The sequence below is a fragment of the Rubrivivax rivuli genome (genome assembly GCF_004016505.1).
Lineage (GTDB): Bacteria > Pseudomonadota > Gammaproteobacteria > Burkholderiales > Burkholderiaceae_C > Rubrivivax > Rubrivivax rivuli.
The window spans coordinates 269,841-293,218 of record NZ_SACR01000005.1 but is presented as its reverse complement, the minus strand read 5'-3'; the positions used below and the strand labels follow the sequence as shown (position 1 = coordinate 293,218).

Annotated in this window: 18 protein-coding genes; 12 read left to right on the top strand and 6 right to left on the bottom strand. The window is 70.6% G+C overall.

What is annotated here, in order from left to right; genetic code table 11:
• Nucleotides 1–93 precede the first annotated feature (93 nt).
• Nucleotides 94–798, top strand: a complete 705-nt coding sequence (locus EOE66_RS21985) for a PEP-CTERM sorting domain-containing protein (RefSeq protein WP_205702729.1) — start codon at nt 94–96, stop codon at nt 796–798.
• 17 nt (nt 799–815) lie between these two features.
• Here EOE66_RS21985 and pcp read toward each other — a convergent pair whose 3' ends face one another.
• Complete coding sequence (pcp, locus tag EOE66_RS17300) at nt 816–1,478, bottom strand: pyroglutamyl-peptidase I (RefSeq protein WP_128229971.1); 663 nt, start codon at nt 1,476–1,478, stop codon at nt 816–818.
• Nucleotides 1,479–1,542: 64 nt separating this feature from the next.
• Here pcp and EOE66_RS17295 point away from each other — a divergent pair, with 64 nt between their 5' ends.
• Nucleotides 1,543–2,700, top strand: coding sequence for a toll/interleukin-1 receptor domain-containing protein (locus EOE66_RS17295; RefSeq protein ID WP_164885143.1), 1,158 nt, complete (start codon nt 1,543–1,545; stop codon nt 2,698–2,700).
• A gap of 30 nt (nt 2,701–2,730) precedes the next feature.
• Here EOE66_RS17295 and EOE66_RS17290 read toward each other — a convergent pair whose 3' ends face one another.
• Both EOE66_RS17290 and EOE66_RS17285 read right to left on the bottom strand, forming a co-directional pair.
• Nucleotides 2,731–6,393, bottom strand: a complete 3,663-nt coding sequence (locus EOE66_RS17290) for a hydantoinase B/oxoprolinase family protein (RefSeq protein WP_128229969.1) — start codon at nt 6,391–6,393, stop codon at nt 2,731–2,733.
• Nucleotides 6,394–6,496: 103 nt separating this feature from the next.
• The gene (locus tag EOE66_RS17285) at nt 6,497–7,087 is read right to left on the bottom strand and encodes a winged helix DNA-binding protein (RefSeq protein ID WP_375137490.1); all 591 of its coding nucleotides are present in this window, start codon (nt 7,085–7,087) and stop codon (nt 6,497–6,499) included.
• Between the two features lie 224 nt (nt 7,088–7,311).
• Between EOE66_RS17285 and EOE66_RS17280 the strand changes: the two genes are divergently transcribed.
• The 5 genes from EOE66_RS17280 to EOE66_RS21975 all read left to right on the top strand — a co-directional run bounded on the left by EOE66_RS17280 (nt 7,312) and on the right by EOE66_RS21975 (nt 14,358).
• Nucleotides 7,312–9,783 (top strand): GspE/PulE family protein, encoded by a 2,472-nt coding sequence (locus EOE66_RS17280; RefSeq protein WP_375137489.1) that lies wholly within the window; start codon nt 7,312–7,314, stop codon nt 9,781–9,783.
• Nucleotides 9,784–9,939: 156 nt separating this feature from the next.
• The gene (locus EOE66_RS17275; protein ID WP_128229968.1) at nt 9,940–11,145 is read left to right on the top strand and encodes a hypothetical protein; all 1,206 of its coding nucleotides are present in this window, start codon (nt 9,940–9,942) and stop codon (nt 11,143–11,145) included.
• Nucleotides 11,146–11,158: 13 nt separating this feature from the next.
• Nucleotides 11,159–11,557, top strand: coding sequence for a hypothetical protein (locus tag EOE66_RS17270; RefSeq protein ID WP_128229967.1), 399 nt, complete (start codon nt 11,159–11,161; stop codon nt 11,555–11,557).
• Between the two features lie 41 nt (nt 11,558–11,598).
• Complete coding sequence (locus EOE66_RS22395) at nt 11,599–13,116, top strand: methyl-accepting chemotaxis protein (protein WP_205702728.1); 1,518 nt, start codon at nt 11,599–11,601, stop codon at nt 13,114–13,116.
• Nucleotides 13,117–13,206: 90 nt separating this feature from the next.
• Nucleotides 13,207–14,358, top strand: a complete 1,152-nt coding sequence (locus tag EOE66_RS21975) for a sigma-54-dependent Fis family transcriptional regulator (protein ID WP_205702727.1) — start codon at nt 13,207–13,209, stop codon at nt 14,356–14,358.
• Here the strand turns inward: EOE66_RS21975 and EOE66_RS17260 are convergent, their stop codons facing one another.
• Genes EOE66_RS17260 through EOE66_RS17250 form a run of 3 tightly spaced genes read right to left on the bottom strand, consistent with a single transcriptional unit; the run spans nt 14,359 to nt 17,151 of the window.
• The gene (locus tag EOE66_RS17260; RefSeq protein WP_128229966.1) at nt 14,359–15,195 is read right to left on the bottom strand and encodes a head GIN domain-containing protein; all 837 of its coding nucleotides are present in this window, start codon (nt 15,193–15,195) and stop codon (nt 14,359–14,361) included.
• Entirely contained in the window at nt 15,192–15,962 is a 771-nt protein-coding gene (locus EOE66_RS17255; protein WP_128229965.1) for a LytR/AlgR family response regulator transcription factor, read from the bottom strand. Before EOE66_RS17255 ends, EOE66_RS17260 begins: the two co-directional genes overlap by 4 nt.
• Before the next feature lie 34 nt (nt 15,963–15,996).
• Entirely contained in the window at nt 15,997–17,151 is a 1,155-nt protein-coding gene (locus EOE66_RS17250; protein ID WP_164885142.1) for a sensor histidine kinase, read from the bottom strand.
• 303 nt (nt 17,152–17,454) lie between these two features.
• Here EOE66_RS17250 and EOE66_RS17245 point away from each other — a divergent pair, with 303 nt between their 5' ends.
• The 5 genes from EOE66_RS17245 to EOE66_RS17225 all read left to right on the top strand — a co-directional run bounded on the left by EOE66_RS17245 (nt 17,455) and on the right by EOE66_RS17225 (nt 23,273).
• Nucleotides 17,455–17,931 (top strand): (2Fe-2S)-binding protein, encoded by a 477-nt coding sequence (locus EOE66_RS17245; protein ID WP_128229963.1) that lies wholly within the window; start codon nt 17,455–17,457, stop codon nt 17,929–17,931.
• Nucleotides 17,932–17,947: 16 nt separating this feature from the next.
• A complete protein-coding gene (locus tag EOE66_RS17240; protein ID WP_128229962.1) occupies nt 17,948–20,293 on the top strand; it encodes a xanthine dehydrogenase family protein molybdopterin-binding subunit in 2,346 nt (781 codons plus the stop codon).
• A 16-nt stretch (nt 20,294–20,309) separates the two neighbouring features.
• Complete coding sequence (locus EOE66_RS17235; protein WP_128229961.1) at nt 20,310–21,095, top strand: FAD binding domain-containing protein; 786 nt, start codon at nt 20,310–20,312, stop codon at nt 21,093–21,095.
• 89 nt (nt 21,096–21,184) lie between these two features.
• Nucleotides 21,185–22,102, top strand: coding sequence for an AAA family ATPase (locus EOE66_RS17230; RefSeq protein ID WP_128229960.1), 918 nt, complete (start codon nt 21,185–21,187; stop codon nt 22,100–22,102).
• A gap of 106 nt (nt 22,103–22,208) precedes the next feature.
• On the top strand, nt 22,209–23,273 hold the full coding sequence (locus tag EOE66_RS17225) for a LacI family DNA-binding transcriptional regulator (protein WP_128229959.1): 1,065 nt from the start codon (nt 22,209–22,211) through the stop codon (nt 23,271–23,273).
• Nucleotides 23,274–23,378 lie beyond the last annotated feature (105 nt).

Genomic DNA, 23,378 nt, shown 5'->3' with positions numbered 1-23,378 from the left:
TGCTCCAGCAGCCGTGTCAGCAGCGCAAGTGCCCCGCCGGGTCTGTTGCGCCAGCCCACCTTCCCTTTGTGCCATCACCCTGAGAGGCAAGCCTTGAACATCCACCACCGCATGACCACCCGCACCAAGGCAGCCATGCCCGGCTCCAAGGTCGCCCTGCTGGCCTTCGCTGCCGCCGCGGCCCTCTTCTCCGCGAACGCGCAAGCCACCGTGGTGGTGGGCTGGAACTTCGAGAACGCTTCGCTGGGCGCCCAGAACATCGCAGCCTCGACTGTGGCGCCGGGGGTGACGGCCGCCAACTTCAACACCGGCAACAACGGTGTCGAGAACTGCTGCGGCGCCAACGGCCAGTTGTCGATGACGCGGACCTTCGGCGCGACGGTCTTTCCGTCCTTGACCTTCACGCTGGCGTCGGCCTTCACCGGCTCGTTCTCGTTCAACCACTATCACAACCACAACCCGGGCTTCCCGACCACGCCGAGCTACCAGTTCGACGTGCAGCTGAGCAGCGACGGCGGCACCACCTGGACCGACATCGGGTCTGACTTCATCGCCAGCGCAGCCACCAACACGCAGCAGGTGACGCTGAACAGCATCAGCCTGGCCGCCGGCACGAACATGATCCGCTGGGTGGGCAACACCTTTGCCTTCGGCAACAACTCCGGTTCCGAGTACTTCGGTCTGGACAACGTGCAGCTGGTGGCGCCCACCACGCAGGGCGTGCCCGAACCCGCCACGCTGGCGCTGGCAGCGCTGGGCCTGCTGGGTGCCGGGCTGGCCCGCCGCCGCACGCGCTGAGCGCCCCTTCGCGACGCTCAGTTGAGCGTGCCGCCAGCCACGCGCAGGTCTTGCGCGTGGGTCAGCGCCGCCTGCAGCGCCAGGCGCACGCCTTCGATCTGCAGCGGCAATGCCAGGCTGGGCTGGCCATGGGTGCGTGCCACCTGCTCGGGCAGCAAAGGCACGTGCATGAAGCCGCCCCGGACGCCGGGGCGGTGCTGCAGCGCGTGCATGAGCCCGTAGAAGACATGGTTGCAGACGAAGGTGCCCGCCGTCTGCGACACGGATGCCGGCACCCCGGCCGAGCGCAGCATCGAAACCATCGCCTTGATGGGCAAGGTGCTGAAGTAGGCCGCAGGGCCGCCGGGCACCACGGGCTGGTCGACGGGCTGCGCGCCGGCGTTGTCGGCGATGCGCGCGTCGTCGACGTTGATGGCCACGCGCTCGGGCGTGAGTTCACATCGGCCCGCCGCCTGCCCCAGCGACAGCACGAGATGCGGGCGGTGCTCCCGCAGCGCCGCTTCCAGCGCCTGCAGCGCGGTACCGAACACGCAGGGCAGCACCACAGCCTCCACCCGCGCCAGCATGCCGCCGGCTTGCAGCACCTGGCCGTGCAGCGCCTGCGCGACCTGCGCTGAAGGGTTCACGGCTTCGCCGCCGAAGGGCTCGAAGCCGGTGAGCAGGACAATGGGCGTGTTCATGCGGCGCAGTGTGCCAGCGCGCCTAGACTCGCGAGGCACTTCCACGCACGGAGCCCTTTTCCCGATGGCCGGCATCTTCATCAGCTACCGCCGCGACGACGACCGCTACGCCGCCGGCCGCCTGGCCGATGACCTCGCCGGGGTGTTCGGGCCAGAGAACCTGTTCCGTGACATCGAGAGCATCGCGCCGGGGCAGGATTTCGAAGTGGCCCTGAACACCGCGCTGACGTCCTGCGCGGTGATGCTGGTGGTCATCGGCCCGCGCTGGCTCGGCATCACCGACGCCCAGGGGCGGCGCAGGCTGGAACAGGATGGCGACTGGGTGCGCACCGAGGTGGCCACGGCGCTGCAGCGCGGCATCCCCGTGATCCCTGTGCTGCTGCAGGGCACGGTGCTGCCCCTGCCCGAGCAGTTGCCTGCAGACCTGCAGGCCTTGCCGAAGCGGCGCTTCCTGGAATTGGCCGACACGCGCTGGCCGCGCGACGTGGAAGAGATCGTCCACGCCTTGCTCAAGGTGCCCGGGCTGCAACGGGCAGCCGCCCCGACGCCGCCGCCCCCCACCCCCGCGAAACCCGCACCGAAGAAGAAGGCGGTCCCCGCACGCGAGGCCAGCGCCGGGGCCGCCGCGAAAACCAGCCCGACCGCAGCAGCCCCCACCGCGCCCCCCCACGGCGGCAAGCGGTGGGGCGGTGCGTTGACCGTGCTGGGCGGGGTGACCGTGCTGGTCGCGTTGAACTGGAGCGCGTTGCGCGAGCTCTTCGCGCCAGAGCCGCAGAAACCGGCCCCCGTGCTGGTGCTGGGCACCCCCGTCCCTGCGCCGCCGGCCGCGTCGGCGGCCAGTTCGCCAGCGGGCGCGCGCACCGTGCCGCTGGGGGTGGTGCTCGGCAAGCCCGTCGCCGTGCCCGCCACGCTGGCGGCCAGCGGCTTGTCGGGCCGCTGGGCCTGGCGCAAGAGCAACGCAGAAACCCTCACCGTCGTGCTGCGCCAGCAGGGTGGGCGCATTGAGGGTGATCTGCTCCAGGACGGCCAGGTCGCAGGCCGCGTGACGGGCACCCATGCCGGTAGCGTGGCAACGGTGGAAGTGCAGCGGCATCTCGCGCTCAACCTGCAGGCCAAGGCGCAATGCACGCTGAGCTTCGACCCTCAGGCCGCCGCGCTGGCCGGCCCTTGCAACTGGGGCAGCCGGCAGGAAGACACCCGCTGGACGCGGGCCGCGCGCTGAAGCCAGCGCGCCGGCTGCGGCTGCGCTTCTTCAGCCAACCGCGCCACACCCCCCGCCGCCCGGCGTCTCCACCACGAACACATCGCCCGGCGCCATCTCGGCGCTGCCGATGTGGCCGAGCAGTTCCACGCGCCCGTCGGCGCGCTCGATGCGGTTGATGCCCAGGGCGCCCGGCTGTCCGCCGCCGATGCCGAAGGCCGGCACCGTGCGGCCGTTGCTCAGGATGCTGGCGGTCATGGCCTCCAGGAAGCGCATGCGGCGCACGCCGCCGTCGCCGCCCCGCCAGCGGCCCGCGCCGCCGCTGCCGCTGCGCAGTGCGTAGCTCTCCAGGCGCACGGGGAAGCGGAACTCCAGCACCTCGGGGTCGGTGAGGCGGGAATTGGTCATGTGCGTCTGCACGACGCTGGTGCCCGCGAAGCCGCCCGTGACGTGGCCCGCCGCGTCCAGCGTGTAGCCGGCGCCGCTGCCGCCACTGATGGTCTCGTAGTACTGGTGGCGCGCGTTGCCGAAGGTGAAGTTGTTCATCGTGCACTGGCCCGCCGCCATCACGCCCAGGGCGCCGTAGAGCGCGTTGGTGACGCAGGTGCTGGTCTCCACGTTGCCCGCCACCACCGCCGCCGGCGGCCGCGGGTTGAGCATGCAGCCCTCGGGCACGATCACGCGCAGCGGCTTCAGGCAGCCGGCGTTGAGCGGGATGTCGTCGTCCACCAGCGTGCGGAAGACGTAGAGCACCGCGGCCATCGTCACCGCCTTGGGGGCGTTGAAGTTGTTGGGCAGCTGCGCGCTGGTGCCGGTGAAATCGATGGTGGCTTCGCGCGCGGCGGCGTGCACGGTCACCTTCACCGAGATCTGCGCGCCGTTGTCCAGCGGCAGCGTGTAGTGCCCGTCTTTCAGCGCCGTGATCACGCGGCGCACGCTCTCCTCGGCGTTGTCCTGCACATGCTGCATGTAGGCCGCCACGGTGCCGCGGCCGAACTGCGCCACCATGGCCGCGAGCTCTTCCACGCCCTTCTGGTTGGCGGCGATCTGCGCGCGCAGGTCGGCGATGGTCTGCTCGGGGTTGCGCGCCGGGTAGGGGCCGGAAGACAGCGCGGCGCGAAGCTCGACCTCGCGCAGCACGCCGCCGCGCACGAGCAGGAAGTTGTCGAGCAGCACGCCCTCTTCGGCGATGCTCTGGCTGAAGGGCGGCATGCTGCCGGGCGTGATGCCGCCGATGTCGGCGTGGTGGCCGCGGCTGGCCACGTAGAACGACGGGGCTGCGTCGGCATCGCCGTCGAGATAGACCGGGGTCACGACCGTCACATCGGGCAGGTGCGTGCCGCCGTGGTACGGGTCGTTCAGCACATACACATCGCCGCGCTGCATCGCCGGGTTGCGCGCGATCACGGTCTTGATGCTCTCGCTCATCGACCCGAGGTGCACCGGCATGTGCGGCGCGTTGGCGATGAGTTCGCCCGCGGCGCTGAAGAGCGCGCAGCTGAAATCCAGCCGCTCCTTGATGTTCACGCTGTAGGCCGTGTTCTGCAGCCGCAGGCCCATCTGCTCGGCGATGTTCATGAAGAGGTTGTTGAAGACCTCCAGCATCACCGGGTCGGCCTCGGTACCGATGGCGTGCTGCGTGGCGCGCGCCTGCACACGCTGCAACTCCAGCGTGCCGGCGGGCATCAGCACGGCCTGCCAGCCCGGCTCGACCACCGTGGTGGCGTTCTTCTCGGCCACGATGGCGGGGCCGGCCAGCGTGGCGCCGGGCTGCAGGCTTTCGCGCACGTGCAGCGCGGCTTCGTGCCACTGGCCGCCGCTGTAGAGGCGCACGTTGGCGGCAGGCGCGGGCGTGTGCGCCGGCGCGGCGGTCGCTGCGTCGGCCGGGGTGTCGTGCCGTTCGCCTTCGCCCACGGCTTCCACCGACACGGCTTCGATGACCAGCGCGCGCCCCGGCATCAGGAAGGCGAAACGCTGGCGGTAGGCGGCCTCGAATGCCGCGGTCAATTCGGCGATGGCGTCCGGGCCGCTCGCCAGCGGCACCACCAGCGCGGTGTCGGTGCCCTGGTAACGCAGGTGCACCTTGCGGCGCAGTTGCACCGCCGCGCGCGGCACGCCCTGCGCCACCAGTTCTTCCGCGGCCGTCTCGGCCAGCGCGTGCAGGCGTGTTTCGGCCTCGGCCAGGCCGGCCGCGTGCAGCGGCTGCTCGATGGACGCCTCGCGCATCGCGATCTGGTCGGCCAGGCCCATGCCGTAGGCACTCAGCACACCGGCCAGCGGGTGCACGAACACGCGCTGCATGCCCAAGGCGTCGGCCACCAGGCAGGCGTGCTGGCCACCCGCGCCACCGAAACACTGCAGCGTGTACTGCGTGACGTCGTAACCCCGCGCCACGCTGATGCGCTTGATGGCGTTGGCCATGTTCTGCACGGCGATCTGCAGGAATCCTTCGGCCAGGCTCTCGGGCGTGGTGGGGCGGCCCGTGGCCTGCTGCACCTGCGCGGCCAGGGTGCCGAACTTCTGCGCCACGCCGTCGGCGTCCAGCGCCTCGTCGGCCTTGGGGCCGAAGACCTTCGGGAACCACGCCGGCTGGATCTTGCCCAGCAGCACGTTGGCATCCGTCGTGGCCAGCGGGCCACCGCGGCGGTAGCTGGCCGGGCCGGGGTTGGCGCCCGCGCTCTGCGGGCCCACGCGCAAACGCGCACCGTCGAACTGCAGCAGGCTGCCGCCGCCGGCGGCCACGGTGTGGATGCTCATCATCGGCGCGCGCATGCGCACGCCGGCCACCTGGGTCTCGAAAGCGCGTTCGAACTCGCCGGCGTAGTGGCTGACGTCGGTGCTGGTGCCGCCCATGTCGAAGCCGATGACCTTGGCGTGCCCCGCCACAGTGGCCGTGCGCACCATGCCGACGATGCCGCCGGCCGGGCCGCTCAGGATGGCGTCCTTGCCCTGGAAGCGCTGCGCTTCCGTCAAGCCGCCGCTGCTCTGCATGAAGAAGAGCCGCACGCCGGGCATCTGCGCGGCCACCTGCTCCACGTAGCGGCGCAGGATGGGGCTGAGGTAGGCGTCCACCACGGTGGTGTCGCCGCGCGAGACCAGCTTCATCAGCGGGCTGACCTCGTGGCTGGCGCTCACCTGCGTGAAGCCGAGTTCGCGCGCGATGCGCGCCGCCGCCTTCTCGTGCGCGGTGTGGCGGTAGCCGTGCATGAACACCACGGCCACGGCGCGGATGCCGGCGTCGAAGGCGGCCCACAGGCGTTCACGCAGGTGGGCTTCGTCCAGCGGCTGCAGCACGGTGCCGTCCACGGCCACGCGTTCCTGTGCCTCGATCACCCTTTCGTACAGCAGCTCGGGCAGCTGGATGTGGCGCTCGAAGAGCTTGGGCCGCGCCTGGTAGGCGATGCGCAGCGCGTCGCGGAAGCCGCGCGTGGTGACGAGCAGCGTGCGTTCGCCCTGGCGCTCCAGCAGCGCGTTGGTGGCCACCGTGGTGCCCATCTTCACGCAGTCCACCAGTTCGGCCGTGATGGGCGCGCCGGCGGGCAGCTGCAGCAGGCGGCGGATGCCCTCGACCGCGGCGTCGCGGTACTGCTCGGGGTTCTCGCTCAGCAGCTTCAGCGTGTGCAGGGCGCCATCGGGCGCGCGGCCCACCACGTCGGTGAAGGTGCCGCCGCGGTCGATCCAGAACTGCCAGCGGGGGTCTTGTCGAGCATTCACGGGGTCTCTCCGGTTCAATCAAGCGGACGCCGCGGAACCGGCTTCGCCGGGCCGCTGGGGTCGCCCCCTTGAGGGGGAGCGGCGCAGCCGCTTCGGGGGTGGGTCACAGCGACGTTGCAGCGCGCGCCGCCTGGTCGTACATGCCCGACATCGTGCGCAGCAGGCGGGCCAGCTCGCCGATGTCGGCGTTGAGTTCGGTGTCCAGGCTCTGCACCAGGCAGTTCTCGCGCACGGCGCGGTACTGCTGCACCAGGGCTTCGCCCTCGGGCGTGGGGCTGTAGAAGACCTCCTTGCCCTGCCTGGCCGCCTGGGCCAGGCCGGCGGCCACCAGCTTCTTCAGGCCGTAGGCCACGACGTGCGTGTCTTCGTAGTTCAGCACGAAGCAGATGTCGGCCAGCTTCTTCTCGCGCGCCCGGTGGCACAGGTGGTGCAACAGCACCACGTCGGTGAAGCCCAGCTCGGCGCCGCCGGCCGCAGCCATGCAGCGCACGCACCAGCGCGAGAAGGCATGCCAGGCCACGATGAGGCCGAACTCGAACTCCGAGAGCTCCATGGCCTTCGGCGAAACCAGGTGAGACGACGAGACGATGCCAGCGCCACGGGGCGCCGCGCGGCGCCGCCGGCCGCCGGTCTTGGAAGCTGCCGCGTCTGCCGAATCCGCCTGCCCCGAGCCTGCACGCACCATCGTCTTCATTTCATTGAGGTTTTATCGACGTTTTACTTTAATCCCATTCGCCGCAAGTGGGCCGGCGGGTGAACCCGGGGGCACCGCTCGGCGGGCCGGACGACGAGATCAAGCGCCCCAAAGCGGTGCTTATCGGGGCTTCAAGGCCGCCACCGCTGCCTAAGCTGCCACCACCAGGAAGGGCTGTGGCCTGACGCCACCGCGCCTGGGACCAACCGCAACCGGTGCATGCCGTGTCCGACCTCTCGCAGCCGCCCCTGTCCGCGCTGAACTTCGAGTTCAGCCCCTTCGCCTGGCCGACGCCGGCGTTGGCCGCCTACCCGGCGCCCACGCTGCCGCTGGCCGCGCCGCCCTGCGTGCTGGAAGGCCTGAACGGCAAGCTGATCGAGGGCTACCTCAGCCTCTTCGACCTGGAGCGCGGCGTGCTGCAGCTGCGCATGCCCGGCCAGCGCAAGGCGCTGCCGCTGCGGCTGGACCAGTTCAGGCGCCTGCAACTGCTGGATCTGCTGGCCCCAGCCGACCTGGGCGCCATGGCTGGCGAGCTGCCGCGCCTGCCCTTCAGCATCCAGATCAAGGGTCGCGAGCCCTGGAGCGGCATCACCATCGGCCAATGCGAAGACGCGGCCGGCCTCTTTCTCTTCGAACCCGTGGGCGACACCGGGCAATTGCGGCGCTGGTTCGTGCCCCGTTCGGCCTACGACAGCGCAGAAATCGGCCCGCGCATCGGTGAAGCGCTGGTGGAGCAGCACTCGGCCACGCCCGACCAGATCCGCGAGGCGCTGGCCGAGCAGGAAGCGCTGCGCGGCCGCAAGCTCGGCGACATGCTGGTGGTGCGCCAGATCATCACCCGCGAGGAACTCGCCGCGGCGGTGGAAGCCCAGGCCCGCATGCCCATGGTGCGCATCGGCGAGGCGCTCACCGCCCTGGGCTTCATCACCCAGGCCCAGCTCGACGAAGCCCTGGTGCTGCAGCGCGAAGACCGCACCGTGCCGCTGGGCGAGATGCTGGTGCGCAAAGGCATGGTCACGCGCGCCGACCTGCAGACTGCCCTGGCCCGCAAGATGGGCTACCCGCTGGTGGACGTGCTGCAGTTCCCGGCCGACGCCGAGGCCGTGACGCGCGTGCCCTACCCCGTGGCCGTGCGGCTGCTCGCCATGCCGCTGATGATGCGCGCCGGCCGCCTCGTGGTGGCGATGGAAGACCCCAGCGACCGCCAGCGCATCGACGAGCTGGAGTTCGCCGCGCAGTGCAAGCTGGTGCCGGTGCTCTCACGCGCCGGCGTGCTGCTGGGCGCCATCGACCGCACCTACGAGAAGGTGGGCGCCGCCGAATTCGCCCCGGGCCGCTACTACGACCCCGACAAGCCCATCGATTTCGATGCCGGCGACGCCAGCAAGCTGCTCGCGTCGATGGAGAAGGTGGAAGCGCCGCAGGAAGAGAGCGAAGAGAAGCCGCTGGAGCAGAGCGACAACACGCTCGTGCGGCTGATCAACCAGATGATCCTGGAAGCGCACACGCAGGGCGTCTCGGACATCCATGTCGAGTGCGCGCCGGGCAAGGAGAAAGTGCGCATCCGCTTCCGCAAGGACGGCATGCTGCGCAACTACCTGGAGCTGCCGCACACCTACCGCAGCGCGCTGCTGGCGCGGTTGAAGATCATGTGCGACCTCGACATCAGCGAGCGCCGCAAGCCGCAGGACGGCAAGATCAATTTCTCGAAGTTCGCGCAGGGCGTGAAGCTGGAACTGCGCGTGGCCACCATCCCCACGCAGAACAACCTCGAAGACGCGGTGCTGCGCCTGCTGACCAGCACCAAGCCGCTGCCGCTGGAAGCCCTGGGCCTGACGCCGCTGAACCTGCAGCGCCTGCAGGCGGCCTCACGCCGGCCCTACGGCATGCTGCTGTGCGTGGGCCCCACGGGCAGCGGCAAGACGACGACGCTGCACTCGGTGCTGGCCGCCATCAACACACCGGAGCGCAAGATCTGGACGGCCGAAGACCCGGTGGAAATCACCCAGGCCGGCCTGCGCCAGGTGCAGGTGAACCCGCGCATCGAGTGGACCTTTGCCAAGGCGCTGCGCGCCTTCCTGCGCGCCGACCCCGACGTCATCATGGTCGGCGAGATCCGCGACAGCGAAACCGCGCAGGTGGCCATCGAGGCCAGCCTCACGGGCCACCTGGTGATGAGCACGCTGCACACCAACAGCGCGCCCGAGACCGTGACACGCCTGCTCGACATGGGCATGGACCCCTTCAACTTTGCCGACGCCCTGCTGGGCGTGCTGGCGCAGCGACTGGTACGCCGCTTGTGCAAGCACTGCACCACCACCCGGCCGGCCAGCAGCGAAGAAGAAGAGGAACTGCTGCACGACTACCTGCACGCCTTCGGCCCCATGGAGCCGCGCCCGCTGGCCGAAGACGTGCTGGCCGACTGGCGCCAGCGCTTCGGCACGAACGGCAAGCTGATGCATTGCCAGGCTGCCGGCTGCGAGAAATGCGGCGGCACCGGCTTCCGCGGCCGCGCGGCCTTGCACGAACTGATGATCGTGAGCCGCTCGCTGCGCAGCCTGATCCAGAACGGCCAGCGTGCCGACGACCTGCAGCGCCAGGCGCTCAGCGAAGGCATGCGCACGCTGCGCCAGGACGGCATCGAGAAGGTGCTGGCCGGTGTGACCGTGATCGAGGAAGTGCGGGCCAATTCCTGAGCGACCGGCGCGCCGGGCCGGCCACCTGCCCTTTTGTCCAGGACCGCTCCGGACAAAGGCGAACAGGGCGGGCTCAAGTGTCCAGAAATCCTGCCGACAACAAATCCGCGGTCAGCGAATTCGTTGCGACCGCACCCTAGATTGTCGGAGACCTCCATGCGTACCAAACACGGGCTGACCGTTCTCAGCCTGACTTTGCTGGCTGCGGCCAGCCAGCAAGCCCTGGCCTCGGGGCCAGACTTCCGCGTCAGCGGATTCGGCACCGTCGGGGTCGTCCAGGTGGACCAGCCGGGCATCGAGTTCCGCCAGGTCGGCCAGACCAGCGGCGCCGGCGAGTCGGCCTCGTTCAAGCCTGACAGCCGCCTGGGCGTGCAGTTCGACGGCAGCGTCAACCCCACCTTCTCGGCCACGCTGCAGCTGCTGGCCAAGCACAGCGGCCAGGGCGACGACCAGCCGCGCGTCGAATGGGCCTTCGGCAAGGCCAAGCTGGGCGGCGGCTTCACCGTGCGCGCCGGCCGCATCGGCGCACCGTACTTCGCCGTCTCCGACTTCCGTGAAGTGGGCTACGCCAACACCTGGCTGCGCACGCCCTCGGACGTCTACGGCCAGGTCTTCTTCCGCAGCTTCGACGGCGCCGACCTGCTTTACGCGGGCGACGTGGCCGGCGTGCCCGTCACCGCGCAGGTGCTGGTGGGCAAGACCACGCTCGCCTACGAGCGCACCGACATCGACTTCAAGAACCAGGTCGGCGTGAACCTCACGGCCGAGCTGGCCGACGGCGTCACGCTGCGCCTGGGCCACATCAGCGGCAAGCTCACGGTGCAGAGCAGCACGATGAAGCAGCTGGTGGGGGTGCTGGGCGCCACGCCCTTCGCCAGCGTGGGCCAGCAGATCGACTGCACCGACCGCAAGGCCAGCTTCACCGGCGTGGGTCTGAGCGTGGAGAAGGGCAACTGGGTCGGTGCCACCGAGTACACCCAGCGCAAGACCAGTTGCTACGTGCCCGACACCACCGGCTGGCACGTGATGGCCGGCTACCGCTTCGGCAGCTTCACGCCCTACGCGGTGGTGTCCGAGCTGCGCCTGAACGACCGCAACGTCGTCAACAACATCCCGCGTAACGTCAACGTGCAGCTCACGACGCTGGCACTCACGGTCGACGGGCTGATGGACGGCGTGAACATCACCCAGGCCACGACGGCCGTGGGTGTGCGCTGGGACGCCTACCGCAACGTGGCGGTGAAGGCGCAGTACGAGCGCGTGGACACCAAGGGGGGCTACGGCCTGTTCCGCAACGTCGGCGGGCCGCGCCCGGCCGACCCGGTGCAGGTGCTGTCGCTGGCCGTGGACTTCGTCTTCTGAGGAGGCCCACAGCATGAACATCCGCACACTGCTGGCCGCCGCCAGCTTCGCACTCGCCGGCCTGGCCAACGCCCAGGACATGGTCGTCGTCGGCCACCCCAGCGCCGCCGCCTTGAGCAAGGACCAGGTGGCCGATCTCTTCCTCGGCAAGAGCCAGGCGCTCACGCCGCTGGACCTGAACGACAGCTCGCCGCTGTACGCGGCCTTCTACCGCAAGGCCACCGGCCGCGAGGTGGCGCAGGTCAAGTCGACGTGGTCGCGCGTGGTCTTCACCGGCAAAGGCCAGCCGCCCAAGCAGTTGCCCGATGCCGCCGCGGTGAAGAAGGCCGTGGCCGCCGACCCCAAGGCCGTGGGCTACATCGAGAAGTCGGCCGTCGACGGCAGCGTCAAGGTCCTCCTGGCCCTGGATTGAACCCCTGAAGGGGCCGCCCCGGCCCCGAAGAAAGCAGTCTCATGAACTTCCGCCACAAGATCTGGATGCTGCCCCTGGCAGCGGCAGCGGTGTTCCTGGTTGGCATCGCGGTGAGCTTCATCGTCGGTGCCCGAACCTCGGGCGCGCTGGGCCAACTGGGCCAGATCGACACCCCGGCCCGCGAACAGGTGCAGCGCCTGGACCGCGGCGTCGAGGCCTTCCGCCTGCTGCTGCAATCGGCCGTCGTCGAAGGCGACGCCGAGAAGCTGAAGGACGTGCAGGCCGAGGTGGACAAGACGCGGGCCGTCATCGCCAAGCTCGCCGCCATTTCCACCCAGCAGGCGCGTGCCACCGAACTGGGCCAGGCCTTCGAGGCCTACCAGGGCGCCGCCCTCGGCGCCACGCGCGCCATGCTGGAAAAGGGCGACCTGGGCGACTCCGTCAAGCGCATGCAGGACACGCAAGCCGCGATGGAGAAGCTGCTCAACACGACGCTGGAAGCCACGGCCAAGGCCACGGCCGCCTCGCAGGCGGCCGCCGAAGCCGGCATCCGGCAGGCCCAGTGGGTGACGCTCGCCACCGGGCTGGTGGTGCTGGCCGTGCTGGGCCTGGCCTCGTGGCTGATCGTCAACTCGGTCTGGCGCGACCTGGGTGAAGAACCCAGCCGCCTGAAGGCCGCCGTGCAGGCCATCGCCGAGGGCAACCTGCAGGTGCAACTGCGCCCGCAGGCGGGCGACCACAGCTCGCTCAACGCCACGCTGCTGCAGATGGCCAACAGCCTGAGCCAGACGGTGGGCACCATCCGGCAGGCGGCCGATTCGATCGCCACCTCGGCCAACGAAATCGCCGCTGGCAGCCAGGACCTGAGCAGCCGCACCGAGCTCACCGCCTCCAACCTGCAGGCCACGGCCAGCTCGGTGGTGCAACTCAACGACAGCGTGCGCCTGAGCGCCGAGTCGGCGCAGCAGGCCAACGGCCTGGCCGGCAACGCCGCCGAGGCGGCCCGCCGCGGTGGCGACATCGTGCAGCAGGTGGTGGCCAGCATGAGCGAGATCGATGCCGCCTCGCGGCGCATCAACGAGATCATCGGCACCATCGACGGCATCGCCTTCCAGACCAACATCCTGGCGCTGAACGCCGCGGTGGAAGCGGCTCGGGCCGGCGAGCAGGGCCGGGGCTTTGCGGTGGTGGCCGCCGAGGTGCGCAGCCTGGCGCAGCGCAGCGCCGGCGCGGCCCGCGAGATCAAGAGCCTGATCGGCGCTTCGTCGGAGAAGGTGGAGTCGGGCGCGCGCCTGGTGCAGGACGCCGGCGGCGCCATGTCGGAGATCGTCAGTGGCGTCAAGCGCGTCACCGATGTCATCGGCGAGATCAGCGGTGCGGCCGCCGAGCAGAGCAACGGCATCGGCGAGGTCAACACCGCCGTGACGGAACTCGACCACATGACGCAGCAGAACGCCGCGCTGGTGGAGCAGAGCGCCGCGGCCGCTGCCAGCATGCGCGAGCAATCGGCACGCCTGGCACAGGCGGTGGCCGCCTTCCGGCTGGCCGGGGCGCACTGAGCCCGGCAGACCGGCGGACCGGCAGACGGGCTGCAACCCGGACCTTGCAACGCGGCCCCACCCGGGGCCGTGTTAACTTGCGGGCCGCTCATGCCCGCCCCGCCCTCCGCCCTGCCCTCAGCCCTGCCGACGCTGCCCCTTGCGGCCGCCGGCAGTGCCCTGCGCCAGGACGAAGCCCACCGGCTGACCATCGCGCAGTCGCACGCCCGCAGTGCGGCGCTGGGCGTGCGCCCGGGTGCGGCGCCCGAACACACGCCGCTGCCCGCTGCCGACCTGGCTATCGCGCGCGAGCGCAACCGGCGCCTCTTCGACCATGCCGCGCCGGTCATGGAGATGCTCTACGAACACGTGGTGCACTCGCAGAGCATGGTGGTGCTGACCGATGCGGCGGGCGTGGTGATCCATTCCATCGGCGACGACAGCTTCCTGCAGCGCGCCGCGCGCGTGGCGCTGCAGCCCGGCGCGCTGTGGTCCGAGGCCGCCAAGGGCACCAACGCCATCGGCACGGCGCTGGTGGAAGAGGCGCCGGTGCTCGTGCACGCCCACGAGCACTACGTGCGGGCCAACCACTTCCTCACCTGCACGGCGGCGCCCATCCTCGACGCGCGCGGCCAGGTGCTGGGCGTGCTGGACTGTTCGGGCGAGCACCGCAGCTACCACCCGCACACGATGGCGCTGGTGAAGATGTCGGCCCGCATGGTGGAGAACGCCTGGCTCGCCGACGACCCGCGCCACGTGCTGCGCCTGCACCTGCACCCGCGCGCCGAGCTCATCGGCAGCCTGATGGAGGGCATCGTCGCGGTGGCGGCCGATGGGCGCATCGCCGGCGCCAACCGCGCGGCGCTGGAACTGCTGCGCCTGACCGGCCCGGCCCTGCGCCGGCACACGCTGGGCTCGCTGTTCGGGCTGACGCTGGGGCAACTGGCCGACCACTTCCGCTCACCCCTGGCCACGCCGCTGGGCCTGCACACCGCCCAAGCGGCGGCCGAAGCGCCGGCCCCACTGTTCGCGGTGGCGCGCTTCAACGCGCGCGGCTGGGCCCAGGGGCTGGCCGAGCCGGCGGAACCGGCTGCGGCGCCGCCGCAGGTCACGGCCCCGGTGCAGAGCCTGGATGCGCTGACCAGCGCCGCCGTGCGCGAAGCCCTGGCCCAGGCCGGCGGCAACGTCACGCAGGCCGCGCGCTTGCTGGGCATCAGCCGCAGCACGCTCTACCGCAAGCTGCGCGACACGCCCGGCGCCTGATCAGGGCGGCGTCTTCGGGCCGCGCGCATTCAGGCGCGCGATGCCCGAGGTGTTGCGCTGCACTGCCGGGTTGCCGAAGTAGTCCACCGTGCCGACACCCGACACCGTCACGGCCAGTTCCTGCACCGCCCAGACCTTCACGTCGGCCAGGCCGCTGACGCGCACGCGCGCACGCTGCGCCATCAGGTCGGCGCCGCGGAAGTCGCTGCGGCCGGAGACACGCACGTCCAGTTGCTCCACCTGGCCGGCCATCTGGCCGTCGCCCGAGCCCGAGACATGGAAGCTCAGCTGCTCGGCCTTGAGCTGGTCGAAGCGCGCCAGCCCGGCGCCGGAGATGCTGATCTGCAGCTGGCCCAGCGCCACCGGCAGCGTGGCCAGGAGGTCGGCAGCGCCGGAGATGCTCACGCGCTTCAGGTCACGCGCCGTCACGTTCACCTGGATGCGGCGGGAGGTCCAGAACTTCCAGCTGCCGGCCGGGCGGATGAAGAGCTGGCCGCCGCGCACCTCCACCGTCACGGCCTTCTGCGCGGCCTCGTCGCCTTCGACGAAGACGCTCTCGCTTTCGCCCTGGCGGAAGCGCACGTGCGCGGCGCCGCTGATCTCGATGGCATCGAAGTCGCCCGGCGTGTAGGCGCGGCCTTCCACCGCCGGAGGCTCGGCCGCGGCGGCGGGCCACGCCGGCGCGGCAGGGGCCGCCGGCGCTGCCGGGGCGGCCGGTGCGGCCGACGTCGGCGGGCTGGGTGGCGGGGTTTGCGCGGTGGCAGGCGCCAGCGCCACGCCCAAAGCGCACAGCAGCAGGCCGGCCCAGGCCGCGGGTTCAAAAGCAAGGGTGCTCATATCGAATCGGCCCTCAGTTGCTTGCTCACCTCGCGGCTGGCGGTGACGCGGGTGCCATCGCGCAACTGCACGATGAACTGCGAGCTGTCGTCGGGCGTCATGGTCTCGACGAAGTCGAGGTTCACGATGCACGAGCGGTTCACCTTCAGGAAACGGCCCGGGTCCAGCCGCTTCTCGAAGCTGGTGATGGGCAGGCGCACCAGGTAGCTGCGGCCCTTGCTGGTGATGGCCGTGTACTTGGTGTCGGAGCGCAGGTGCTCGATGGCGTCGACATGCAGCGGGAAGATCTTGCCCTGGTCGCGCACCAGCACGCGCGTGAGCGGCTCGTTGCTGCCGGGCTCGGCGGCCCGGGCGGCTTCTTCCACAGGCGGCACGTCGCCGCCGCCCAGCAGGCCGATGGCGTGCTCCACGGCTTCGACGAAACGCTCGTGCGCGAAGGGCTTGAGCAGGTAGTCCACCGCATGCAGTTCGAAGGCTGCGAGCGCGTGCTCGTCGTAGGCGGTGGTGAAGATCACGGCCGGCATCGCGGTGCGTTCGCTGCCACGCTCGGCGGCCAGCGCGCGCAGCACCTGCAGGCCCGTGAGGCCGGGCATCTGGATGTCCATCAGCACCAGCGCGGGCGCGTGCTCGCGGATGCCCGCGAGTGCGCTTTCCCCGTCAGGGCAGCAGGCCACCAGCTCCAGTTGCGGCAGCGCACGCACCCAGTCGGCCAGGCCGTCGCGGGCCAGCGGTTCGTCTTCGGCGATGAGGGTCTTGTGACGTTTCATCGGACAGGCTCTTCGTGGAAGGAACAGCGGCCGCTCAGGCGTGCAGCTCGCTGCAGGGGATGAGGATCTCGACGCGGAAGCCGGCGCCCGGGGCCGACTGCACGGCCAGGCGGGCCCGGCCGCCGAAGTCGAGTTCGAAACGGCGCCGCAGCGCACTCAGGCCCACGCCGCTGCGCGGCACGGTGCCAGGCGGCGGTGGCCAGGTGCAGCCGGCGCCATCGTCGGCCACGCGCAGGGCCAGGTGGGCCTCGTTGCCCCCTTGCGCCGGCACGCGCAGGGCCTCGATGCGCACCGTGCCGCCGGCACGCTGCGGCGCGATGCCGTGCACGATGCAGTTCTCCACCAGCGGCTGCAGCGTCAGCGGCGGGATGGGCTCGTTCAAGAGCGCGGGGTCGACCTGCCAGTCGACACGCAGGCGCTCACCCAGGCGCAGGGCTTCGAGCTCGAGGTAGTCGCGCACGAAATCCAGCTCTTCCTGCAGCGTCACGCGGTCGGCGGCGCCGCGGTGCGTCTCCAGCACGTAGCGCATCATGCGGCTGAAGCGCAGCAGGGTCTGCTCGGCCGCGGCGGCGTCACGGCGCGTCAGCATCAGCAGCGAGTTCAGCGTGTTGAAGAGGAAGTGCGGGTTGAGCTTGCCGCTGATGGCCGCGAGTTCGGCCCGCACCAGCGCCGCCTCGGCGCGGGCGGCGGCCAGCGCGGCGCGGTGCGCGCTGCGTGCGGCCAGTGCGCCGCCAAAGCCCAGCACCAGCGCCACGTAGATGAACACGCCCCACGCTGCACGCCAGAGCACGCGCTGCTCGAAGGTGGCCTGCGCGTGCTCGATGCCGAAGAAGAACCAGGCGCCCGCGAAGTCCAGCAGCTGCCACCCGGCCACGAAGAGCAGCGCGCCCAGCACGTGCCAGCCGAAGGCCGCCAGCGGCCCGGCGCGGCGCGCCGCCAGCCACCGCGCCCAGGGCAGCCCGGCCAGACCCAGCACCATGGGCGGGCCCAGGTTCCAGGTGGCCTCGTAGGCGCCTTCCAGCCAGCGCCAGTCGCCGCGCTGGGCCTCGCCACCGGCCACGGCATAAAGCAGCCAGCTCAACAGGCACAGGCCGGCGTAGACCCCCCAGAGCCGGCCTTCGCCCGGGCCGGCCGCCGCACCGGCGACGTGGGGCGCTGCGGGGTGTGCGGAGGTGGGGGCGGCAGCCATGGCCGGCATGCTAGGGCCGGCCACGCCAGCCCTGGGGCGCGGGGTGACGAAGTGCGGCGGCGGCGCCGCGAAGTGCCGCCACCGGCCGGGTGCGTTGCACCAAAACGCGACAGTCGCGGGCCGGGCCGGGGCCGGACGGGGCTTTCAACCCGCCTTTCGGGCCCGCGGCTACGGGAAAGTTCCTAGGTGTTTGCGGCAGCACGCCAAAGCCGGCGCGGCTGCCTAGCATGCGCCGTTCTCTGCCTTTTTCCGCTGTGCTTGCGGGCGCTGCCGGCGCCACGCCAACAACCCCAAGGAGACTCCATGCCCACCATCACCCTGAAGGTCAACGGCAGCGAGGTGTCGCGCGAGGTGCCCCCTCAGACCCTGCTGGTCGAATTCATCCGCGAAGGCCTGCGCCTGACCGGCACCCACCAGGGCTGCGACACCGGCCAGTGCGGCGCCTGCACGGTGCACCTGAACGGCCGCGCGGTGAAGGCCTGCTCGGTGCTGGCCGTTTCGGCCGCCGGCATGGAACTCACCACCATCGAGGGTCTGGCCGGCGCCGACGGCACCCTGCACCCGATGCAGACCGCGTTCAACCAGTGCCACGGCCTGCAGTGCGGCTTCTGCACGCCCGGCATGGTGATGAGCGCCGTGGACCTGGTGAAGCACCACGCCCACGGCAGCGAAGCCCAGATCCGCGAGGGCCTGGAAGGCAACCTCTGCCGCTGCACCGGCTACCAGAACATCGTCAAGGCCGTGCAGCAGGGTGCTGCCGCCATGACCGCCACCGCCTGAGCCCGGAGACACACGCATGAACGCAAGACAAGGTTTCATCGGCCAGAGCGTCGTCCGCCGTGAAGACGGGCGCTTCCTCACCGGCCGCGGCCAGTACACCGACGACATCACGCTGCAGGGCCAGACCTACGGCGTCTTCCTGCGCAGCCCGCACGCGCACGCCACCATCAAGAGCCTGGACACCAGCGCCGCCGCCAAGGCGCCGGGCGTGCTGGGCATCTTCACCGGCGAGCACTTCAAGGCCGTGGGTGGCCTGCCCTGCGGCTGGCTGATCAACAACATCGACGGCACGCCGATGAAGGAGCCCAAGCACCCGGTGCTGGCCGACGGCAAGGTGCGCTACGTCGGTGACCGCGTGGCCCTGGTGGTGGCCGAGACGCAGGCCCAGGCCGAAGCGGCGATGGCGCTGATCGAGGTCGACTACGACGTGCTGCCGGCCTACATCGACATGGCCCAGCCCGCCGCAGCCGCGCTGCACGCCGAGGCGCCCGACAACCGCTGCTACCAGTGGCACATCGGCGACGCCGCCGGCGTGGACGAGGCGCTGAAGAACGCGGCCCACGTCGTGACCCTGAGCTTCCGCAACAACCGCCTGGTGCCCAACGCCATCGAGCCGCGTGCCGCCAACGCCAGCTACAACCCGAGCAGCGAGGAGTACACGCTCTACGTCAGCAACCAGAACCCGCACGTCGAGCGGCTGCTGATGTGCGCCTTCGTGCTGGGCATCCCCGAGCACAAGATGCGCGTGGTCGCGCCCGACGTGGGCGGCGGCTTCGGCAGCAAGATCTTCCTCTACGGCGAAGAGACGGCGCTGGTGTGGGCCAGCAAGCAGATCAAGCGCCCCATCAAGTGGACGGCCAGTCGTTCCGAGGCCTTCCTGTCCGACGCCCACGGCCGCGACCACCTCACCACCGCCAAGCTGGCGCTGGACAAGGACTACAAGTTCATCGGCTTCAAGATCGACACCACGGCCAACCTGGGCGCCTACCTGTCGACCTTTGCCAGCGCGGTGCCCACCATCCTCTACGCCACGCTGCTGGCCGGCCAGTACGCCACGCCCAAGATCAGCTGCACGGTGACGGCGATGTTCACCAACACCGCGCCGGTGGACGCCTACCGCGGCGCCGGCCGGCCCGAGGCCACCTACACGGTGGAGCGCATCGTCGAGACCGCCGCGCGTGAACTCGGCATCGACCCGGGTGAGCTGCGCCGCAAGAACTTCATCCGCAGCTTCCCCTACGCCACGCCCGTGGGCCTGACCTACGACATCGGCGACTACGACGCCACGATGAACCGCGCCGAAGAGCTGGCCGACGTGAAGGGCTTCGCCGCGCGCAAGGCGGCGAGTGAAGCCAAGGGCCTGAAGCGCGGCATCGGCTACAGCGCCTACATCGAGGCCTGCGGCATCGCGCCGTCTTCGGTGGCGGGTGCGCTGGGCGCGCGCGCGGGCCTGTTCGAAGCCGGCGAGGTGCGTGTGCACCCCACCGGCAAGGTCACCATCTTCACCGGCAGCCACAGCCACGGCCAGGGCCACGAGACGACCTTCGCGCAGGTGGTGGCCGACAAGCTGGGCATCCCGCTGGAAGACGTGAACATCGAGCACGGCGACACCGGCAAGGTGCTCTTCGGCATGGGCACCTACGGCAGCCGCTCGCTGGCGGTGGGCGGCACGGCCATCGTGAAGGCGCTGGACAAGGTCATCGCCAAGGGCAAGAAGATCGCCGCCCACCTGATGGAAGCGGCCGACACCGACGTGGTCTTCGAGAACGGCGTGTTCAAGGTGGAAGGCACCGACAAGAGCGTGCCGTTCGCCAGCGTCAGCCTCACGGCCTACGTGCCGCACAACTTCCCGCACGACAAGCTGGAGCCGGGCCTCAACGAAAACGCCTTCTACGACCCCAGCAACTTCACCTACCCCGCCGGCACCTACATCTGCGAGGTGGAGGTCGACCCCGCCACGGGCGTGGTGCGCATCGACCGCTTCACCGCCTGCGACGACTTCGGCAACGTCATCAACCCGATGATCGTCGAGGGCCAGGTGCACGGCGGTCTGGCGCAAGGCATCGGCCAGGCGCTGCGCGAAGACTGCGTCTACGACCCCGAGAGCGGCCAGTTGCTCACCGGCAGCTACATGGATTACGCCATGCCGCGCGCCGACGACTTCTGCCAGTTCACGGTGGAGACGGTGAAGGGCACGCCCTGCACGCACAACCCGCTGGGCGTGAAGGGCTGCGGCGAGGCCGGCGCCATCGGCAGCCCGCCGGCGCTGATCAACGCCATCTGCCACGCCATCGGCGTGAAGGACGTGCCCATGCCGGCCAGCCCGCACAATGTGTGGAAAGCCATCCAGGCCAGCCGCTGATCGAGGAGAAGACACCATGCAAGCTTTCGCCTACAACACCCCCGGCAGCGTGGCCGATGCGGTCAAGGCCGCGGCCCTGGAAGACAGCAAGTACATCGCCGGCGGCCAGACGCTGCTGCAGTCGATGAAGCTCGGGCTGATCGCGCCTTCGGCCCTGATCGACCTGGGCGCCATCGCCGACATGAAGGGCATCTGCCGCGACGGCAACGCCATCGTCATCGGCGCCGGCACCACGCACGCCGACGTGGCGGCCTCGAAAGAGGTGCAGCAGGCCATCCCCGCGCTGGCCGATCTGGCCGGCCACATCGGCGACCGCCAGGTGCGCAACCGCGGCACGCTGGGTGGCAGCCTGGCCAACAACGACCCGGCGGCCTGCTACCCCGCGGCCGTGCTGGGCCTGGGTGCCACCGTGCACACCAACCAGCGCAAGATCGCGGCCGACGACTTCTTCGTGGGCGTCTACACCACGGCGCTGAACGACGGCGAGATCATCACCGGTGTGAGCTTTCCCATCCCCGAGAAGGCGGGCTGGCAGAAGTTCAAGCAGCCAGCCAGCCGCTTCAGCCTGGTGGGCGTGTTCGTGGCCAAGACGGCCGGGGGCGTGCGCGTGGCCGTCACGGGCGCCGGTGCCAATGGCGTGTTCCGCGCCAGCGGCCTGGAAGCGCTGCTGGCTGCCAACTACAGCGCCGCCGCGCTGACCGGCGCCACCGTGCCGGCCGACGAGCTGAACAGCGACCTGCACGGCAGCGCCGAGTACCGCGCCGCGCTGATCCCGGTGCTGGCGGCCCGCGCCGTGGGCTGAGGCGCCCGCAGCGCCGCGAACGCCGCACCTTTGCGTGCGGCGTTCCTGTTTCTACAGTCCCACTTTCCTGCCTTTCTCGGACCCGCCCCTTGAGCACCACCGACCTGCCCACCAGCATCGACGACACCGCGGCGCGCCTGCTGGCGCTGGACTACGTGCCCGAGCGCGCGCTGGCCACCACCGTCTTTCTTGCGCTGAAGCTGCAGCGCCCGCTTTTCCTGGAAGGCGAACCCGGCACCGGCAAGACCGAGATCGCCAAGACGCTGGCGGCCATGCTGGGCCGGCCGCTCATCCGCCTGCAGTGCCACGAAGGCCTGGACCTCGCCGGCGCGGCCTACGAGTGGAACTACGCGCGGCAGATGCTGGAGATCCGCATGGCCGAGGGCAGCGGCGCCCAGCGCGACGAACTGGCCCGGCAGCTCTTCAGCGACCGCTTCCTCATCCGCCGCGCGCTGCTGCAGGCCATCGACCCCGCGCAGCCGGTGCCGCCGGTGCTGCTGATCGACGAACTCGACCGCGCCGACGAACCTTTCGAGGCCTTTCTGCTGGAAGTGCTCTCCGACTTCCAGATCACCATCCCCGAGTACGGCACCGTGAAGGCCGTGCAGCCGCCCATCGTGGTGCTGACGAGCAACCGCACGCGCGAGATCCACGATGCCGTCAAGCGCCGCTGCCTCTACCACTGGGTGGGCTTCCCAGACACCAAGCGCGAGGCCGAGATCCTCGCGCGCCGCGTGCCCGGCGCGCCGCAGAAGCTGGCAGCCGAGATCGTGGCCTTCGTGCAGAAGCTGCGCGCCATCGAGCTCTACAAGCTGCCCGGCATCGCCGAGACCATCGAGTGGACGCGCGCGCTGATGGAGCTGGACGCGCTGGTGCTCGACCCCGAGACCATCAACCACACCTTGGGCGTGCTGCTGAAGTACCAGGACGACATCGCCAAGGTGCAGGGCAGCGAGGCGGCGCGGCTGCTCGCGCAACTGCGCAGCGAGGCGCAGCCCGGCCGCTGACGCTGCAGGCCCGGCGCGGCGCGGTCTCCGGGCAAGCCACAGCCCCGGCAAGGCCGGCACGGGTGCAACAATCCCGCGCGTTTCTGTGGCCTGCGCGCCTTCTTCAATGCCCAGCTCTCCTCCCCGTCGCGGCAAGGCCGGCCCGGCACCGTCCACCACGCCGGGCGGCGAGGCGGCCGTCACGCTGCACCAGGTGGCCCAGGCCGCCGGTGTCTCTGCCAGCACGGTGTCGCGCATCCTCAATGGCACGGCCAAGGTGCACGCCGACAAGATGCAGGCCGTGCAGGCGGCCATCGTCGCGCTGGGCTTCCGGCCCAACCCCGTGGCGCGCGGCCTGGCCGGCGGGCGCACGCTGAGCATCGGCGTCGTCACGCAGACCATCAGCAGCCCCTTCTACGGCGAGGCGCTGCACGGCATCGAAGACGAACTCGAGCGTGCGGGCTACATCCCCATCTTCGTCAGCGGCCACTGGCACGAGGCCGGCGAGCGCAAGGCGCTGGAAGCGCTGCTCTCGCGCCGCGTGGACGGCATCATCGTGCTCGCTGGCCGCCTGCCCGACGCGGAACTGCAGGCCCACGCCCAGCAGGTGCCCATGGTGGTGGTGGGCCGCGAACTGGGCGGGCCGCGCCTGTTCAGCCTGAACTTCGACAACCTCACCGGCGCCCTGCTGGCCACGCGGCACCTCATCGAGTGCGGGCACCGGCGCATCGCCTTCATCGCCGGCGACCCGGCCCATCAAGACGCGCTGGACCGCCAGGCCGGCTACCGCCGTGCGCTGGAGGAAGCCGGCATCGCCTACGACCCGGCGCTGGTGATGCCGGCCGACTTCACCGAATCGAGCGGCCTGCTGGCGGTGAACCGGCTGCTCGACAGCCGGCTGGCCTTCACCGCCATCTTCGCGGCCAACGACCAGACCGCCATCGGCGCTGCGCTGGGCCTGTACCGCCGCAACGTGCGCGTGCCCGACGACGTGTCGCTGGTGGGTTTCGACGACCTGGCCCCGGCCAAGTTCTCGGTGCCGCCGCTCACCACCGTGCGGCAGTCGGTGTACGAGATGGGCAGCCAGTCGGCCGTGGCGATGCTGCAGATGCTGCGTGGCGAAGCGCCCCAGGTGGTGCTGCCGGCACCGCAGCTGGTGCCGCGCGAATCCACGCGGCGCCTGCAGCGCTGAGCCCGGCGTTCCGCTGAGCCCGGCGTTCCTGCGGCCCGGCCCGGGCCCCTTCGGCGCTGCAGCGCAGCAGATCATGAAACCGGTTTCTTTCGCCCTGGGCTGAGG

Excerpts from the sequence above, each read along its gene's own strand:
- EOE66_RS17285 (WP_375137490.1), bottom strand. The coding sequence starts at position 7,087 with ATGAAGACGATGGTGCGTGCAGGCTCGGGGCAGGCGGATTCGGCAGAC.
- EOE66_RS17235 (WP_128229961.1), top strand. The coding sequence starts at position 20,310 with ATGCAAGCTTTCGCCTACAACACCCCCGGCAGCGTGGCCGATGCGGTC.
- EOE66_RS17255 (WP_128229965.1), bottom strand. The coding sequence starts at position 15,962 with ATGAAACGTCACAAGACCCTCATCGCCGAAGACGAACCGCTGGCCCGC.
- EOE66_RS22395 (WP_205702728.1), top strand. The coding sequence starts at position 11,599 with ATGAACTTCCGCCACAAGATCTGGATGCTGCCCCTGGCAGCGGCAGCG.
- EOE66_RS17270 (WP_128229967.1), top strand. The coding sequence starts at position 11,159 with ATGAACATCCGCACACTGCTGGCCGCCGCCAGCTTCGCACTCGCCGGC.
- EOE66_RS17275 (WP_128229968.1), top strand. The coding sequence starts at position 9,940 with ATGCGTACCAAACACGGGCTGACCGTTCTCAGCCTGACTTTGCTGGCT.
- EOE66_RS17245 (WP_128229963.1), top strand. The coding sequence starts at position 17,455 with ATGCCCACCATCACCCTGAAGGTCAACGGCAGCGAGGTGTCGCGCGAG.
- EOE66_RS17295 (WP_164885143.1), top strand. The coding sequence starts at position 1,543 with ATGGCCGGCATCTTCATCAGCTACCGCCGCGACGACGACCGCTACGCC.
- EOE66_RS21975 (WP_205702727.1), top strand. The coding sequence starts at position 13,207 with ATGCCCGCCCCGCCCTCCGCCCTGCCCTCAGCCCTGCCGACGCTGCCC.
- pcp (WP_128229971.1), bottom strand. The coding sequence starts at position 1,478 with ATGAACACGCCCATTGTCCTGCTCACCGGCTTCGAGCCCTTCGGCGGC.
- EOE66_RS17225 (WP_128229959.1), top strand. The coding sequence starts at position 22,209 with ATGCCCAGCTCTCCTCCCCGTCGCGGCAAGGCCGGCCCGGCACCGTCC.
- EOE66_RS17250 (WP_164885142.1), bottom strand. The coding sequence starts at position 17,151 with ATGGCTGCCGCCCCCACCTCCGCACACCCCGCAGCGCCCCACGTCGCC.
- EOE66_RS17240 (WP_128229962.1), top strand. The coding sequence starts at position 17,948 with ATGAACGCAAGACAAGGTTTCATCGGCCAGAGCGTCGTCCGCCGTGAA.
- EOE66_RS17260 (WP_128229966.1), bottom strand. The coding sequence starts at position 15,195 with ATGAGCACCCTTGCTTTTGAACCCGCGGCCTGGGCCGGCCTGCTGCTG.